This window comes from Undibacterium sp. (assembly GCF_030683615.1).
Lineage (GTDB): Bacteria > Pseudomonadota > Gammaproteobacteria > Burkholderiales > Burkholderiaceae_D > Undibacterium > Undibacterium umbellatum.
In genome coordinates this window covers 55352-72199 of sequence record NZ_JAUXQE010000035.1, presented here as the reverse complement: position 1 = coordinate 72199, position 16848 = coordinate 55352, and the positions used below count along the sequence as shown (strand labels likewise).

Sequence of the window (16848 nt, the reverse complement as noted above, 5' to 3'; positions counted from 1 at the left end):
AAAAAGCCCTTGCATTTTTTTGCAAGGGCTTTGACTACTGAGCTCCGGGTTAACTATGCATCTGCAGCTTCCATGATGGCCTGCGTCCACTCCGCAGCTCTTTCATAGGCAGTGCTTGTCACTGCTTCCTTGAGTTTAGGATCAGCGTCCATCAGTTCCATGAATTGCTGGCGATCAAGGCTGATACATGTACTGTCAACGACGGCACGCACTGACCAGGTACGAGGCACGGGACGTATCAAAGCCATCTCACCAAAATAATCTCCATCATCGAGCATGCCAAGTGGTGTTTCCTTGTCACCTTCGAGCTTCACATAATTTTCCAGCTTGCCACGGGCGACGATGTAGAACTTGCTGCCAGGCTCGCCCTCTTCAAACACAGGCTTGCCTGCGGCAAAAGATTCCGACACCAGCGACTTCGACAGCTTCAGCAAGACTTCATCCGAGCATTCTGACAGGAAAGGTATGCCTCTCAGGCGCTCAACTGAAATGGAGGCCTTGCCATCGTCGGTAATCGTGAAACCACTTTGCTTGCGCCATAGCATGGCATAGCGGCCATCCTTGGCCAGCAATTCTTCATGCGTACCTGATTCCACCACCAAACCTTTTTCCATGACGATGATGAGATCGTAATTGGTGATGTGGGTAAAACGATGGGTGACAGATACCACGGTCCAGTCCGCCGAAATGGCATCCAGGGTCGCACCTATCTCGGCTTCGGTATGGGCGTCAAGTGCCGAAGTGGCTTCATCAAGAAAGAGTATGCGCGGGTTTCGCAACAGGGCGCGGGCGATGGCGATACGCTGGCGCTGGCCGCCAGACAGGCTGCCACCCTGACTACCGACCACGCTTTGATAGCCATTCGGGAAAGTCTCGATCAAATCATGGATGCCCGCATCTTTAGCGGCAGCAACGATTTCATCATCTGTTGCATCCAGCCTGCCCATACGTATGTTTTCTGCGATGCTGGTATCAAACAAGGCCGTGTTCTGCAAGACCACGCTGGTTTGTGCGCGCAGCGATGCTTCTGTGGCGTCACGCAAGTCCACATTGTCAAGCAGGATTTTGCCCTTGTTGGGATCATACAAACGCATCAGCAATGACAAGACCGTGGATTTGCCTGAGCCGGAACCACCCACAATGGCAACCGTCTTGCCTGCCGGGATTTCTATATCGACACCGCGCAAGATAGGATGATCTGGCTGATAGGCAAATTCCACACCTTGCAGCTTCAGGTTCTCTTGTATGGCTGGCAGCACCTTTGCCGTTGGACTATCCGGCAAGGCTGCCTGCGCTCCCAGCAGTTTTTGTATGCGGGAATAGCTGTTCATACCCTGCACCAGTAGCGGGATTGCCTGAGTCAGGTTGTCGGTAGCACCGCCGATGTTGAGCAAGAGACCGATAAAGGCAATCAGCAAGCCTGTGGTCAGAAAGCCCATCACAGCCAGTACTGCACCAACTCCCAATACGCCTATTTGCAAGAAACCCGCAGCCACATTGGTAGAGCGGCCTATCATGGAGGTGAAAAAATTGGCCTTGAAATCATCTTCCTGCAAGCGCGTCAGTCTGTCGCCAAATTGCTGTTCGCGATATTTGCTAAGATTGAAGGTGCGTATGGTCAGGTGGTTCAGCAAATTCTCTTGCACCATGCCTGCATTGCCGGATTGCAAGTCATCCCTGGAGCGGCCAAATTTTCGCGCACGAGGACCGAATGGTTTGGGAGCAAAAGCGATCATCGGCATGAGGAGCAATGCCACCATGGCCAGCCGCCACTCGATGACAAACAGCAAGGTCAGGCTGGTGACTATGGTGACCAGGCGCATGCAAAAGCTGGGCAAACCACGCACCAGTGCCGTTTCTATCGCCATCACGTCGGGACCAAAGCAGGCAATGATGTCAGCTTGTGGTGTTTTGGAAAAAAAGTCTGTCGATTGTTTTTGCAAATTGCTGAACATTTTTTCCTGCAGGCTCTTGGATACCCTGGAACCTATGGTGGCAGTCCCATAGTCCTGCATCAGGCCAGCACCGGCATTGAGTAGAAAACCGACCGCCAGTATCCCCAGCAACATCGCCAGCAAACCCATGTCCTTGTTGAGGATGGCATTATCGAAGATATAGCGGTAACTCAAAGGCATCAGCAGATTAAAAGCTATCTGCACCAATAAGGCCAATGCCACCAGGCTGGCCAATAGGCGATAGGTAAAAGCCAGGTGCAGGGCTTGGCCGATGAAAGCCCAGAAGCTGACTTTATGTTCCTCCGCTGCCTTACCTGATTCATTCTTGGGTGTTGCCGTTTGATCGTTCATGCTTGCTCCAGTTTACCGGTTCAATGTCACTGCATCTGTTGAAGTGGAATAGCTAGAACTCATTTCATAAATAGGGTGAGATGCGTTTGCCTCATAACGTGGGCTGGCAAGGCGGACGAGGCAGTCAATAGCTTCCCTATTGACAACGAGTCGAATTGTCAGCGCCTGCAGTCCAGCGCGCGTTATGAGGCAAACCCTTCGGGAACTGACGATTTGGGCGCATTGCAGCGCGTAGTGTGTCACCCATCCCTCGCTAAGGCAACAGCCTTAGCGAGGGCACGCCTTGCACTGCATCCCAAATCGCCTTGTTCGCACTCATCCTATTTATGAAATGAGTTCTAATCTACACCTGCTTTTTAACTCTAAACAAAATCGTATACATCACGGGGATGACGCCCAGTGTCAATACCGTTCCCAGTGCCAGTCCGCCTACGATCACAACTGCCATGCCAAACCATAACTCCCCACCAAAAAGCATCAGTGGCACCAGGCCCAGTATGCAGGTGAGCTTGGTCATGACTATCGGACGCAGGCGTTTGAGTGCAGCCATGACCACAGCTTCATAATGTGGCTTGCCCTCATGCAGTTCTTCGGCGATGCGTTCCAAAAGCAATACCGCATTGTTGATGATGATGCCAGCCAGCGCCAGGATACCCATGATGGCCATGAAACCAAAATTTGCCCTGGTCAGCAATAAACCTGCGACGGCGCCGACCAGGCACAGCGGTATGGTAATGGCGATGATCAATACTTTTCTGTATGAAGAAAACTGCCAGAGCATCAAGAGTAATATGGAAGCCAGTGCGACAGGTAAAAATTTTACCAGTGCGCCCTGTGCATTGCCCGAGGTTTCCAGCTCCCCGCCTACACCTATGCGGTAGCCCTCATCCAGTTTGATCTTTTCTATCTGCGGACGCATGCGCTTGACCAGGGCATTGGCCGACAGACTCAGGCTCTTGCCGGACACGGTCACTGTCCTGATGCCATTGCGCCTGCGTATGGCTCCGTCTTCAGGCACGCCGATGAGTTCTGCGATTTGTATCAGTGGCACCGAGGTCTGGCCATTCTCGGAAAACACATTCAGGGTTTTCAGTTTGTCGTAGGACATCATCTCCTTGTCCTTGCCTGTGACGACTATCGGGATGGTCTGGTCACTATCCCGAAAGACACTGACCTGTATACCTGTCAATGCACCGTTGAGTGAAAGCGCCACATCAGAAGAAGTAATACCTGCCCGTCTGGCCATGGCCTGGTCTACCTTGACCAGCAATTTCCAGGTACGGTTTTCCCAGTCATCCTTGACATCGATCGTATCGGGCAGGCTGCGCAATTGCTGTTTCAATTGCTCTGCCAGGGTCTTGAGCGTAGTGGCATCACTGCCAGTGATACGAAACTCGACCAAACCAGTTTCAGAACCGCCCAGCCAGAACTTCTTCACTTCGGCGCGCAATTCAGGGAAGTTGGCATACAGGTAGTTGCGGGTACGTTCCAGCGGCGCATCCACACTGGTTCCCAGCGGGACATTAACGACGATATAGCCGCGATGCGGTGCGCCCGCCACCGGAGCCATTGCCAGCACGAAGCGCGGGCCGCCATAGCCAACATAAGAAACCACGCTGCTGACTTCAGGATTGGTTTTCCGGTCCAGCAACCATGCATCGATTTTCTTGATAGCCTGCTCGGTTTCTGCATAGGGTGAACCAGCCGGAAGATTGACCAATATCATGTACTGGTTACGTTCAGAATTCGGGAAGAATTGCTGTGACACCAAACCAAATCCTGAGATGGCGAGGACAAAGGCGAACGTGACCGCAGCCAAAAAAATCAGGGGTTGCCGGAGTATGCCTTCCAGCAAGCGACGATAACCGCGATAAAAGCGACTGTCATAATGCTCTTCCGATTCTTGCTGGTGGCTGGCAGATACTTTCATGAAATGGTAGCAAACCAAGGGTGTGAAAGTCAGTGCCAGCACCCAGGAACTGAGTACGGCGATACTGGTCACCTGGGCCAGCGAGCGCACATATTCCCCGGTCTGGTCATCGGCCAGTAACAGGGGCATGAAAGCCAGCACGATGGTCAGTGCAGAAGTCAGCAAGGGTGTGGATAAACTGGTGCCCGCATCTATGCAGGCTTGCTTGCGATCTTCACCTGCAACCAGGCGGCGCATGATGTCTTCCGCAATGACAATGCCATTATCCACCAGCAAACCCAGGGCAATGATCATCGAGGCGATGGAGACACGTTGCAATTCTATGCCCATCAGGCTCATGATGATGAGTGACATCAGCATGGTCAGCGGCACGATAGTGCCAACGATAAGACCGGTACGCATACCCAAGAAAACCATGACAACGATCAGCACAATGACCAGGGTTTCATACAGGGTACGCTCTACATCGGCAATCAGGTGGCTGACCACTTCAGGCTGGAAAGTCGCAAAATCGAGCATGAATCCCAGTGGCAAGCCAGGCTTGACTTCGGCGATGCGCGCCTTGAGACTTTGGCCAAAGGCCACCACATTGCCACCCTCGGCCATGGATATCGCCAGCACGATGGCAGGTTTATTATTGAACAAGGCACCCGTGCTGCGTGGTTCTACATAGGCACGGCGCAAAGTCAGGACATCGGACAAGGCAATCGCCTGGCCAGTTTTGGGGATCAGGATGGGGGTTTTCTCTATATCAGCCATGTCACTGAAATTGCCGGTGGGTTCCAGCGTGACGATGGCCTTGTCTGCGATGACCTGGCCACCAGGCAACACCACATTTTGTTTTTGCAAGCTGGCCAGCACATCACCCAGCGACAGACCCAAACGTGACAATTGCGCGGGTGAGCCCTCCAGGTATATCCGTTCAGCAGGCAGGCCATGCACTTCTACCCTGCGCACGCCGGGCAAGCCAGTCAGGTTATCACGCAACTTCAGCGCCACCTGGCGCATCTCTGCCATACGGTAGCCATCTGCAGTAATTGCCAGCGTGGCTATGGCAACATTGCCAAAGTCATCGTTGACGCCGGGGCCGTTGACACCATCTGGCAGGGATGAACGGGCATCGGCCATCTTGTTGCGCAGCTTTTGCCACAAAGGCTCAAGCTGGAAGTACTTGTCATAGAGTTTGACGCTGATGATGGTGCCGCCTGTGAAAGCCGTCGATGTGATTCTTTGCACTTCGGGGATTTCGCGTATTTTTTCTTCCAGAGGCCGCGTCAGCAATTGCTCTACCCGTTCTGGCGACATACCGGGATAGTAAGCACTGACGATGGCTTCCCTGACCTTGATGGGCGGGTCTTCTTGCGCTGGATAGTTCAGGAACAGACTGATGCCGAGACCGGTAATGAGGACGATGCAGGCGATCAGCAGGCGCGGATTCTTGAATGCATATGCAGTGAGCTTGATCATTTCTTGGCCTATGAAAATACATCATTCAAATCCTGCTGCCACCCTTGCCGTCTTTCTGTAGCGCTTTCACCACCTGGCCGTCCGACAAAAAGGCTACACCTGCCACGACCACTTCATCACCAGCCTTCAGTCCTTCATCGACCTCTACATCCTGTTCATTGACTGCCTTGATCCTGACTTCCACCCTTCTGACTTTGCCACTTTGCCCATCCAGCACAAAAGCGAAACCGCGGCCTGGCGCATTACCGGGAACGATGGCTTGCAAGGGCAGGACCATGTTTTTCCTGGTTTGCGCTTCCTGACTAGCGTCACTGCCAAGCGTAAACTGCACATTGGCCGTCACGCCAGGACGCAAACCTGTGGTGTCACCCGTCAGGCTGATGTAACTGGGAAAAGCATCGCCAGCAGTGGCCCTGGCATCTATGCGACTGACCTTGCCATCCAGCTTGCGCTCACCTATTTGCACCTTGACGGCTGTGCCCAGGTTAAAGCCTGACATTAATTTGTCAGGCACGCGTATCGCTACCCGCAAACCTGCAGCACCATCCAGACGCATGATGGATTGCCCTGCATTCACGTCAGCAAAGGCTTCTATCAAACGTGCAGAAATCCTGCCCTCAGCCGGGGCCAGCAGGACGGTGTAATCAAGGTCGCGTTTCGCCAGTGCCAAGGCAGATTCGCTATTGCTGAGCCGCGTTTCAGAAGCAGCCAATTCCACCCGCTGCTTCTCCAGCATATTGCCAGTCATGTAGCCCTGCTCCCTGAGTTTGGACTGGGCGGCCAGGGCATCGAGTTTTTCCTTGCGCTCTGTTATGGCGCTTTGCAAACCGGATTGCGCATTTTTCAACTTGAGTTCATAAGCAAGAGGGTCCAGCCTGGCCAGCACCTGCCCCTTTTTTACCTTGTCACCTTCATTGACCGCAATTTGCATGACCCTGCCCTGCACCGGGAAAGCCAGGTTCCATACCTCGGCCGGTTGCAGTTCACCGACAAGAGAACGATAACGCTGCTCGCCACCTGCCTGTGCTGTCACCGTCTTCACCCTGGGTGTGATATCTGGCGGCACAGCCTTGGGCTTGTCGCCACAGGCTGTCATCATGAAAGGCAGCAATACGAACAACAGCAATTTGTTCAGGCAATGCTGTTTGGTAGAACGGCAAACGGTATAGCAAGAAACTGACATGATGACCTCATTTCAGTGCGTGTGTCCCGGAAAGCAGATCGGCAAGATAGCCAGATAACAGGCGTATCGTCGGATAATCCCAAATAATGGTTGATTCAATTTCAATTCCCAGCAATTCATCGAGTTCAACGATGAGATCCATGACATCAACAGAATCAAGGCCCAGGCTACTAAAAGGCATGTCAGGATCGACATCGTCAGGTAATTGCTGCTGAATGGTTGCGACACGCTTTATCAACCAGTCCTCGAGCTGTTCAGCGCCCCATTGCCTGCTTGCCGTCACGTTTGTCATTGTCTACCCTGGCTACAATTGAAATTAGTTTTTATTGCGAAATTCTGCTGATACATTGCGTGATCTGACACTTTGTGGCAAGTCAGCAAAGGCCCTGCGATTCTGCCCATAACTGGTCTTGCCACTGGTGGTCTTGCTGATACCCATAGGCCCGACAAAGCGCAGATGGGTAATCGCAATTTCTGACGGGGCCACTGCCAGCCTGATCTGGTTGGCGAGTTTTTCGAGTTCCGTACTCAGTGTCTGTTCAGGGCTGTCGACAAACCAGCTTCGCGCAGTGCGTGCCAGCTCGCAGATGACGATAATGCTTTCATTCTTCGCGCTCGCATCATCATAAGAAAAAACAGCAACATCCTCAATCCCGATTACCGCATTCTGTATCAATGCTTCCACATCATGTGGATATATATTGCGGCCATTAAGTATCATTAACTCTTTGCTGCGCCCTGTCACATAGAGTTGCCCGTCAACAATGGCGCCAATATCACCCGTCACCAGATAACGTGCGAGTGCCTGATCTGCAAGCCGCGCATGAAAAGTAAGCTGGCTTTGCTCAGGATTATTGAAATACGTCTCGGGTACACTGGGGCCAGTAATCCAGATTTCACCTATCTTGCCATCGGCCAGCCTGAGCTTGCTGACCGGGTCAGCAATAGCGATACGTTCAGGATCCGCATCGCCACTGGCGACCAGTTGGCGACTGTCCTCCACACTGAGTGCTGCACTGATTTTGCCTTGCTCCAGTCCCAGTACCGATACCATGCGGATGACGGGATCATGGTTGCCAGTAGCAAACAGCGTGGTCTCTGCCAGGCCATAACAGGTCAGCATATTTGTATTGGAATAACCTGCTGGTGAAAAGCGCTGTTCAAATTTTTGCAGGGTGATGGCGCGTATCGGTTCAGCGCCGTTGTAGGCAGTTTTCCAGGCTCGCAGGCGCAGACCTGCTATATCCGCATCAGCTATCCGGTCGGCACACAGTTGATAGGCAAAATTGGGGCCACCAGACATGACCTTACGCCCTTCATCTTGTGTAGAAATTAGTTGCAGCCAGCGCACCGGGCGCTTGATGAAGGCGGATGGTGCCATGCTCACACCAGGTATGCCACCGTAAATTGGCGTCAACAAGCCTCCTATTAAACCCATGTCATGATAATGCGGCAGCCAGTTGACCATGACAAATTCAGGATCGACCTTGAAGTCTTTTTGTATCAGCGCGAGGTTTGCTGCCAGGTTGCTGTGGCTGACCAGCACGCCTTTGGGCAGACTGCTGGAACCGGAGGTGTATTGGATGAAGGCATAATCCTGCGCCTTGCGCCCTGCCATGTCACGCCCTTCACCCAATACTTTCAATTGTATGGTGCTGAGTATATGCATGCCATTCAAGGCCTTGCTGGATGCAAATACATCTTCCAGACGCAACACTTCAGTCTCGTTGGTCAAGGTCATCGTCGCGCCACAATTGCTGACGATGGCTTCCAGTATATGTGCCTCACGTCCGAGCCGGGGCATGGCGATGGGAATGGCGATGACGCCTGCCAACTGGCAAGCAAGGAAGGCCTGGATAAAATCCAGCCCAGGTGAAAACGCCAGGATGATCATGCGTGGATGATCGTCAGGCCAGCTCAGTTGCAGCAAGCCACGGGCTATGCTTTCACTGGCAGCGTACAACTCCTGGCGGCTCAGGTGCTCTACCAGGTCTTGCGACCGTTCTGGCACCCAGGACATGGCCGGGGCATGCGCATCCATCTCCATATAGTTGCGATATTGATCCATCAATGTCAGCGGGCTAGCCCTCATATCTGCCATGTCTACCATTCCGTTTGCAATTGAAATAATTCAGCCAGTGCCACGATGGCTGCGCGCTTGCGTTCTTCCAGATGCCACATGTGATAGATGATGATGTTCGCGGCATCATAGCGTTCCTGTATCGCCAGTATCTGGTCGCGGCAGGATGCCGGTGTGCCACTGATATTGACGCGCATGGCAGCCCCTATCCAGCTTTCGACTTGCTGTTTTTGAGCTTGCGCAATGTCATCGGTGTCGGCACAGACGCAACTGAGGGCGATGGCGATTTTTGCTTTATCTGCACTATCCTGATATTCGCCATACTGGCGTTTGTAAGCACTGGTGATGGCGGCATCTTGCGTACTGGCCCGGTGGAATAGCGAATAGGCGTAACTGGCGGCAGACTTCGCTGCCAGTTGTGCCGTGCCAAAACCTGAGCCCATGATCCACAGCGGTGGACTCTCTGCAAAACATGGTGTCGCAGCATGGGCAAAGCGATGTCCTTCAGGAAAATCACCATCGAGGTAACGCAACAAGGCTGCCAGTTTATCGGCAAACTGCCTGGTGATGACACCCGGTGGTTCGTCCGTACCTGTCAGTGCAGCCAGGGCAACGGGATCGGCAGGCACGCCGCCGCAAACTCCCAGCACGACCCGCCCGCCTGACAATGCAGATAATCCACGATAATTTTCAGCGACAGCCAGCGGGCTATACAGAGGTAACAATACTGCTGCTGAACCCAGGCCTATGCGTTGCGTGGCTTGCGCCAGCGCAGCCAGCATCATTTCCGGTGCCGCCCAGGAAAAATGGGCTTCATGGTGCTCGGCCAGCCACAGGCTTTCATACCCTAGCTGGTCAGCCAGTTTTGCCATCCTGAAGGTTTGCGCCAAGACATCTTCACCATTCTGGCCAGGTGCGATGATGCCCAGGTCTAGCAGGGATAAGCTCAAGCTACTCATGCTGCCGCCTTTGCGAGAATGGAGGAAGGATCAGGGTCAACGGCGCTATAGGTATTCCAGAACAATACACGCCGCCCTTGCAGGGTTTGTTTGCGGAACATGGCCAGGGTCTTGGAAATATAAGTAGTCTCAGTGCGGAAGTTGCTGACCTCTGCCACTTCTTTGGCGGCTTCGTCGGCATCGGCATTACTTTGCCCGTAACCTGGCGCGGCAAAATCATCGACCCAGAGTATTTCGCCAAACTGTGGCTCTTTTGTATAACCAGCCTGCCGCAACAAAGCTAAAGTTTTCATCGCCAGTTTTTTCATCTTGCTTGGGCCCGTGATCATCATCGGCACCATGCGCACGGCCACCACACGTATAGGCAAACCCGCCATCGCCAGACCCAGCCAGACCCCGGATGCGGTGGCACAAGTACCGGTAGGGACGACGATGTCATCAATCATGGGCAATTCTCCACTTTTGATGGCCGCCGCAATTTCAAGAGCCCCTTCGATGACGCCCAGCACACCTATGGGATGGTGCGAACCTGGTGGTATCCAGTAAGGACGCAGCCCCTGATGGCGGGAATAACGTATGCGAAGAAAAGCCATGGGTACGTCGAGAAAGCGTTCACAGCGCAGGAATTCCATCCCCAATGCGGGCAGCAGTCGCTTATTCAGCCCGGCCTCATGCACGTTTGGCTGTGGCGTCAGCAAGGCACGGGCATGCAGACCGTGGATACGGGCGAAGGTTGCTGTCGCCAAGACCTGATGGCTACCCAGCGGTCCCATGGTGGCAACACTGGTCGCGCCTTTGGCGATCGCATCCCCAAAGAAATATTCGAGGTTCCTGACTTTGCTGCCTCCGTATATCGGTGAGCTGAGGTCATCGCGTTTTACCCATAGCTCTTGCAAATTCCAGCGTGCCGCCAACCCAGTTTCGTGGCTAATGGGGGTCGGCCTTTGTACCAGGTCGACAGGTTTATACATCGCATCCAGACCAGGCACCATTTCAGAAAGCAGTCGCGCTGTCATCATGCGTGCTCCGCCGGGTTGAGCATGGCCGGACTCAAGTATTGAAATTCTTCAACGAGTGCGCTGAAACAGCTCCCTTCGCTGCGATCCAGATAGGCTTGCAGGCGCGGCTCCAGATCAGGATAGGTATGCAGTCTTTTTAAGAGTGCAGGTACGACTCTTTGTAGGCAGGCCAGCATAAGTAACGATGGGTTGCGGTACTCCGCTTCTACATCAGCCACTGGCCCCAGCATGAAGTGACGCACGGTTTTACTGAGGTCGGCAAAGGCAGCCATCAACATTTCCAAAAAGGCGGCATCCGTTTTGACTTCTGTCATTGGGATGATGGAACCCAGATCGACAAAGCCGCCATCGATAACGGCATTTTGCATTTCCAGGCAATGGCCTATGCCTATATGCTCCGTGCGGCCAGGCAAAAAACCCAGTGCCAGAATGCGCGCAACCAGGTCTATCCAGCGATCAACAACCTGTTCTGGCTTCATGCCATAACCCGCAGTCAGGCTGGCCAGTCTTTGCAGCCAGGGAGTATTGCCAAACTTTTTCAATTCCACTGGCAAATGCGCAACGCGTAAAGGCAAGCTGGGGTAATGGTAAATGATTGCAGCCAAGCCATCTGCGGACGAAGTTTCCACTATGCGCATCGCCCTTTCTGACAGCAGGCTGCGCAAGGCATTGAGATGACTATCGCGTGCAGACGCAGGCCAGGAAATCACCAGCAAGGGTGTCGGGAGGCAAGCCAATTGACCGAAATGCCGTAGATGCGCTTGCTGCAACATGCAGGCAGCCTTCGCATCTTCCACTGCTTCAAAAGCACTGATGGCCAGCGGGATTTTTTGTTCGACCAGCGCGAAATGCTCAGCCGCAGAAAACAGCGATTTACCTCGTACAGGGTAATCAATGCGGAATTGCGACAGGACGGCCAAGTGCTGGTCACGGTCATGAGCATACACTTCTGTACCCTTGTGCGCCAGCACACCTGCACCAGTATCCTGGTAAAAGGCCCGCAGATGGCGGTAAGGCCGCTGGTATTCACCCGACTGGAAAGGATTGATACCGTGCGCGCAAGGCAGGTTCAGGCGTAGAGCTGCCAGCCGGGCATCGATATCGGGCAAAATAGCTGACAAGGCCATATGCAGTTCAGGTGACTCTGTACTCACATCCCACAAAATCCGTTCTACTTTATGGGCAGTTATGCTTGCTTGCTCCGTCATCGCATCTTTCATGATGTAGTTGCCCCAGGCTTGCGCAAGTCTTTCAGCCTTTGCAGACCGCTCTTGCGCAAATCACGTTTTGCAGCTTCCTGGCGCTCTGTCCCATCTAGTGTGAGCATGCTCGCCAGGCTGCTATAGCTGATACTGGCATCGGCTGCGACCTGGCCCAGTACGGCGAGAAATTCACGCTGTATGCTTGCGGCAGTTGCTGCAGTAAATAATTCGGTACTGAATTCCAGTGTGGCACGTAATTGTGGCTCATCAATGACAGTCAGCAGCAAATCGTATTTGGCGGTATCAGTATGCAAGTCAACAGCCTGTATCTGGAAGTGCTTGTTATCCAGTTGAGCCAGCGGTGCATTTTGCAAGACAAACTTGTGCTGGAACAGCGGCATGCCACCAGCATCACGCGGCGGGTTCAGCTCCTGCACCAGCAAATCAAACGGCAGGTGCTGGTTGAAGTAGGCTTGCAAGCTGGTTTGCCTGACCTTGCCCAACATGTCGGCAAAGCTGTGGCAATCAGAAAAATTGCTGCGCAAGACCAGTTGATTGACAAAGAAGCCCTGGATTTTTTCTGCCAGCGGATGATCCCTGCCTGCGATATCGCTGCCAACAACGATATCATCCTGGCCTGACCTTTGCCGCAAGACGACATGAAATGCCGTCAGCAAAAGCATGAACAGGGTGACTGAATGCTGCCGCGCGACACGGCGCAAATCGTCGGACAGCTTGGCATCAAGCCCGAAGCTGATACGCGCACCGGCATGGCTGCAGTTTGCAGGACGTGGGAAATCAGTGGGCAAGTTAAAGCGTGCCAAAGAAGCCAGTTGCTGCTTCCAGTATTGCATTTCCTTGTTTACATACTGGTCCTGCACCTGCTGTTCCCACCAGTGACTGAAGTCAGCATATTGCAATGCGGGCTCTGCAAATGCCTGGGCGTTGCTTACTTCAGCGGCATAGGCTTGCAAGAGTTCTTGTGCAAACAGGGCAATTGCCCAACCATCTGTGGCGATGTGGTGTATCAGCATTAACACATATGCTTGTTGGTCGCCATTGAGCAGGAGACTCAGCCGTACCGGTCTTTCACTTTCCAGATCAAAGGGCTGGCTGGCCAGTTGTTTGAGCCTGGCATTGATCTGTGTTTCATCCAGGTTGTGTGCACTGATATTTTCCACATGAATTGCCAGGTCAGCGTCATCAGCCACTGCCAGCATGACTGCACCCTGTCCTTGCTTTTGTATACGCAGGTTGAGTATGTCATGACGCGCCACCACTTGTTGTACAGCGCGTTGGAAAGCAGCCTGGTCCAGATTGCCGTCCAGCCGCGCCGCCAGTGCGACATTGTAGTTGGCGCTGTCTGGCTCCATCTGGTGCAAAAACCACAGGCGTGATTGTGCTCGGGATAAAGGCAAGCCCTCAGTGCGATTCAAAGTGGGTAAAGTCGGCACCTGCACCTTCACATGGCCACTCAGTAATTCACGCACTGCTGTCGCCAAAGAATGCAGTGTAGTGTATTCAAATATCAGGCGCAAAGGCAAGTCCACGCCAAAGGCGGCCCGCAGCCTTGCCATGACAGCGGTTGCCCGCAATGAATGGCCACCCAGCGAAAAAAAATCATCGGTGGCATGCACGGCCGGCACAGACAATACTTCAGACCATGCGGCAGCGATAATGTCCTGCACAGCATCATTACCCACCTGCTGCACTCCAAGTCCGCTGCCCTTGCGCTCAGGCAGCGGCAGGTTTTTCCTGTCCACCTTGCCATTCACGGACACAGGCACACTGTTTAGCTGCAAGAAATGCGAGGGCAGCATGCTGGCTGGCAGTTGCGCTTGCAAATGCAGGCGCAATTCTTCCGGCCCCAGATTCTGCCCCGGATGCAGAACATAATAAGCAATCAATTCCTTGTCGGATTTACCCGAGGCCGGGCCAGCTTCATTGTGGTCATGCACTATGCAGATCGCATCACGTATCGCTGCATGCCTGACCATGGCGATTTCTATCTCACCCAGTTCTATGCGAAAGCCACGTATCTTGACCTGGTTATCGAGACGGCCCAGGAATTCCATAACGCCATCAGGATAAAACCTGGCACGGTCACCCGTCTTGTACATGCGCGCAACCGCTTTGCCTGCTTTGGCATGCGGGTCGTGCAGAAAGCGTTCTGCTGTCAATTCAGGCTGGCCCACATAGCCTTCGGCCAGGCAATCGCCACCTATATAAAGATCGCCTGGCAAGCCCACGGGCAATGGCTGTAAATCGGCATCAAGGATGTAGTAACGGGCATTCTGTATCGGCCTGCCATAGGGGACACTGACCCAGTCCGGCTGTAACTCTCCAACGATATGATAATTCGACCAGATGGTTGCCTCAGTCGCACCACCAAGGGCTACGACGCAGACACCAGGGAAAGCGGCTTTCATGCGCTCTGGCAGGGCCAGCGGTATCCAGTCGCCACTGAGGAAGATCAGGCGCAGCCTGGAAGTTGCAGAACGTTGCGGCAACAATGACTCAAGCTGCCACAAAGCTGCGGGAGCAGAGTCCCAGAAAGTAATATTTTCTGTTTCTACTATTTTTAGCAAACGTTCAGGATCAGCAATCTCGGCTTCACTCGCTATCCTGACGACACCGCCTGCGGCCAATATGCCAAATATGTCGTACACAGACAAATCAAATGCAGGTGATGTAACAAACAGGAGCTTGTCTTGCCCGCCTATGGCAAATGTGTGGTTCACCCACTCTATGAGGTTGATGGCTTTTTGATGCAAGACCAGCACACCCTTGGGCTTGCCAGTAGAACCCGACGTAAAGATCACATAGGCAGGGTCTTGCGGACGCGCCTGATTTTGCAAGGCTGTGACTGGCAATGCATTCGTTTGATCGACGCAGACTATCTGCAATTGCCGCTCGTTAGCCAGGGCTTGCGTGCTATCCATCAAACTACTAACCGTCAATATGCAGCGCACCGGCAGGCTATCAAAAATCGCCATGACGCGTGCGGCAGGCAGTTGCGGCTCAATTGGCACATAGTGATGGCCGCTGGCAACTACGGCCAGCAGGGAAATCAGCATTTCGCGATCGCGCGTGAGTCGGACGGCGACTGGTGAATTCGCGCTCAAACCCAGTTCATTAATAGCATGTACTACCTGGCTGACCCTGTCCTGCAAGCTTGTATAGCTCATGATGCCCTGAGCATCTATCAGTGCCATCGCATCCGGCGTACGTGCTGCCTGGGCGATAAAGATACTAGCCAACGTAGCAGTGGTGTCATAAGCGCAAACGGTATCATTCCATTGCTGCAATTGCAGCTCACGTTGCTCTGTCGTCAGCAGGTACATATCCTTGACTGCTTGGTCACCGCTCGCATTTGCAAGTTGTTGCAACAAGAAGCGATATTGATCCAGCATGGCTTGTGCTGCTGCAGGTTCTATGCGCGTACTGTCTGCCAGCAAGCGCAAATGCAGTCCATCGTCTTTGGGTTCAACGATCAAAGTCAGCGGATAATTTGACTCTTCCTGCAAATGGTAATCGACGATGCGTGTATCCCCCAACTGACGACCCTGCACTGCCAGCGGATAATTCTCATAAACGACGATAGTCTCAAATAGCGCCTGGCCTGACGGCAGTTCACTCCATTCGGCCACGCGGCTAAGGCTGCTGTGCTCATGTTCACGCGAGGCTGCCAGATGTCTGTGTACATCGCCTAGCAGGTTGGTAATACTGTGTTCCGCGCTATGTTTAATGCGTAAAGGGATAGTATTGATGAACAGACCGACCATCTGCTCTACCCCATCCAGTTCGGCGGGCCGCCCAGAAGTGGTGACGCCAAACAGCACATCCTTGCTGTCTGCATATCGGGATAAAAGCAAACCCCAGCAAGCCATGATACCGCTGACGGTGGTTACACCAGTTTTTTGCGACAAAGCTGTCAATGCAGTAAAGTCATCAGCGGTCAGCATGTTTTCAAAAGCAACGACTTTTGCAGCTAGTCCAGTGCTGCGTTTCAGCACTGGCACAGTGGTTGCCTGCTCAAAGCCGCGCAGGGTATGACGCCAGTAATCTTCTGCCGCCAGATTATCGCGTTTGCCCAGCCAATGTAGAAAATCGGTATAGGGGCGCTCTGCTGGCAAGCTGACAGGCTTGCCCTGCAATAAATCTGTATAGACTTGCGCTACCTCAGCCAGCAGCAGGCCGGATGCCCAGCCATCCAATATCAAATGATGATGGCTCCAGACCATATCCCATTCATCATCTGCCCAGTGCAGTAAGGAAACACGCATCAACGGCGCGGTATCGAGCGAAAATCCCAGTTGACGGTCTGCCTGCAAGAACTGCTGGCGCAATTGTTCATGCTCGCACCTGGGTGACTGGCTGTAATCGACGACTTTGAATGGCAAGACTACATCTGCCTGCAATTGCTGGCGCGGCTGGTCCCCTGTCCACAGGAAGCGCATATGCAAGGCGCAATGGTGAGTTATGACGCTTTGCCAGGCGAGCTGCAACTTTGCGACATCCAGTTCCCCTTGTAGACGTACCTGCAATTGTTGAAAATAAGCTGCACTGTCCGGTTCACGCAAATGGTGAAACAACATGCCTTGTTGCATAGCCGTCAGGGGGAAAACCATTTCCATATTTGTTCCAGCTCTCATAGATATGTAAACATCATACGTACCGAAAACAACATTCTCATGACCTG

At 53.2% G+C, this 16848-nt stretch carries 9 protein-coding genes; all 9 read right to left on the bottom strand.

Annotated features, from left to right (window positions below):
* Window positions 1-53: 53 nt before the first annotated feature.
* Window positions 54-2306 (bottom strand): ATP-binding cassette domain-containing protein, encoded by a 2253-nt coding sequence (locus Q8K39_RS17530; RefSeq protein WP_305262209.1) that lies wholly within the window; start codon window positions 2304-2306, stop codon window positions 54-56.
* A gap of 343 nt (window positions 2307-2649) precedes the next feature.
* Complete coding sequence (locus tag Q8K39_RS17525) at window positions 2650-5703, bottom strand: efflux RND transporter permease subunit (protein WP_305262207.1); 3054 nt, start codon at window positions 5701-5703, stop codon at window positions 2650-2652.
* Window positions 5704-5728: 25 nt separating this feature from the next.
* Window positions 5729-6886 carry an efflux RND transporter periplasmic adaptor subunit gene (locus tag Q8K39_RS17520; protein WP_305262206.1) on the bottom strand — a complete coding sequence of 386 codons (1158 nt, stop codon included), beginning with the start codon at window positions 6884-6886 and terminating at the stop codon, window positions 5729-5731.
* Between the two features lie 7 nt (window positions 6887-6893).
* Window positions 6894-7178, bottom strand: a complete 285-nt coding sequence (locus Q8K39_RS17515; RefSeq protein ID WP_305262205.1) for an acyl carrier protein — start codon at window positions 7176-7178, stop codon at window positions 6894-6896.
* Between the two features lie 24 nt (window positions 7179-7202).
* Window positions 7203-8987: a fatty acyl-AMP ligase gene (locus tag Q8K39_RS17510; protein WP_305262204.1), complete on the bottom strand. Its 1785-nt coding sequence runs from the start codon at window positions 8985-8987 to the stop codon at window positions 7203-7205.
* A gap of 2 nt (window positions 8988-8989) precedes the next feature.
* Window positions 8990-9925 carry an MsnO8 family LLM class oxidoreductase gene (locus Q8K39_RS17505; RefSeq protein WP_305262202.1) on the bottom strand — a complete coding sequence of 312 codons (936 nt, stop codon included), beginning with the start codon at window positions 9923-9925 and terminating at the stop codon, window positions 8990-8992.
* Window positions 9922-10944 (bottom strand): 1-aminocyclopropane-1-carboxylate deaminase/D-cysteine desulfhydrase, encoded by a 1023-nt coding sequence (locus Q8K39_RS17500; protein ID WP_305262200.1) that lies wholly within the window; start codon window positions 10942-10944, stop codon window positions 9922-9924. The genes Q8K39_RS17505 and Q8K39_RS17500 overlap by 4 nt, the downstream gene beginning before the upstream one ends.
* The gene (locus Q8K39_RS17495; RefSeq protein WP_305262198.1) at window positions 10941-12152 is read right to left on the bottom strand and encodes a hypothetical protein; all 1212 of its coding nucleotides are present in this window, start codon (window positions 12150-12152) and stop codon (window positions 10941-10943) included. Before Q8K39_RS17495 ends, Q8K39_RS17500 begins: the two co-directional genes overlap by 4 nt.
* Before the next feature lie 8 nt (window positions 12153-12160).
* Window positions 12161-16783 carry a non-ribosomal peptide synthetase gene (locus Q8K39_RS17490; RefSeq protein WP_305262197.1) on the bottom strand — a complete coding sequence of 1541 codons (4623 nt, stop codon included), beginning with the start codon at window positions 16781-16783 and terminating at the stop codon, window positions 12161-12163.
* Window positions 16784-16848: the final 65 nt, after the last annotated feature.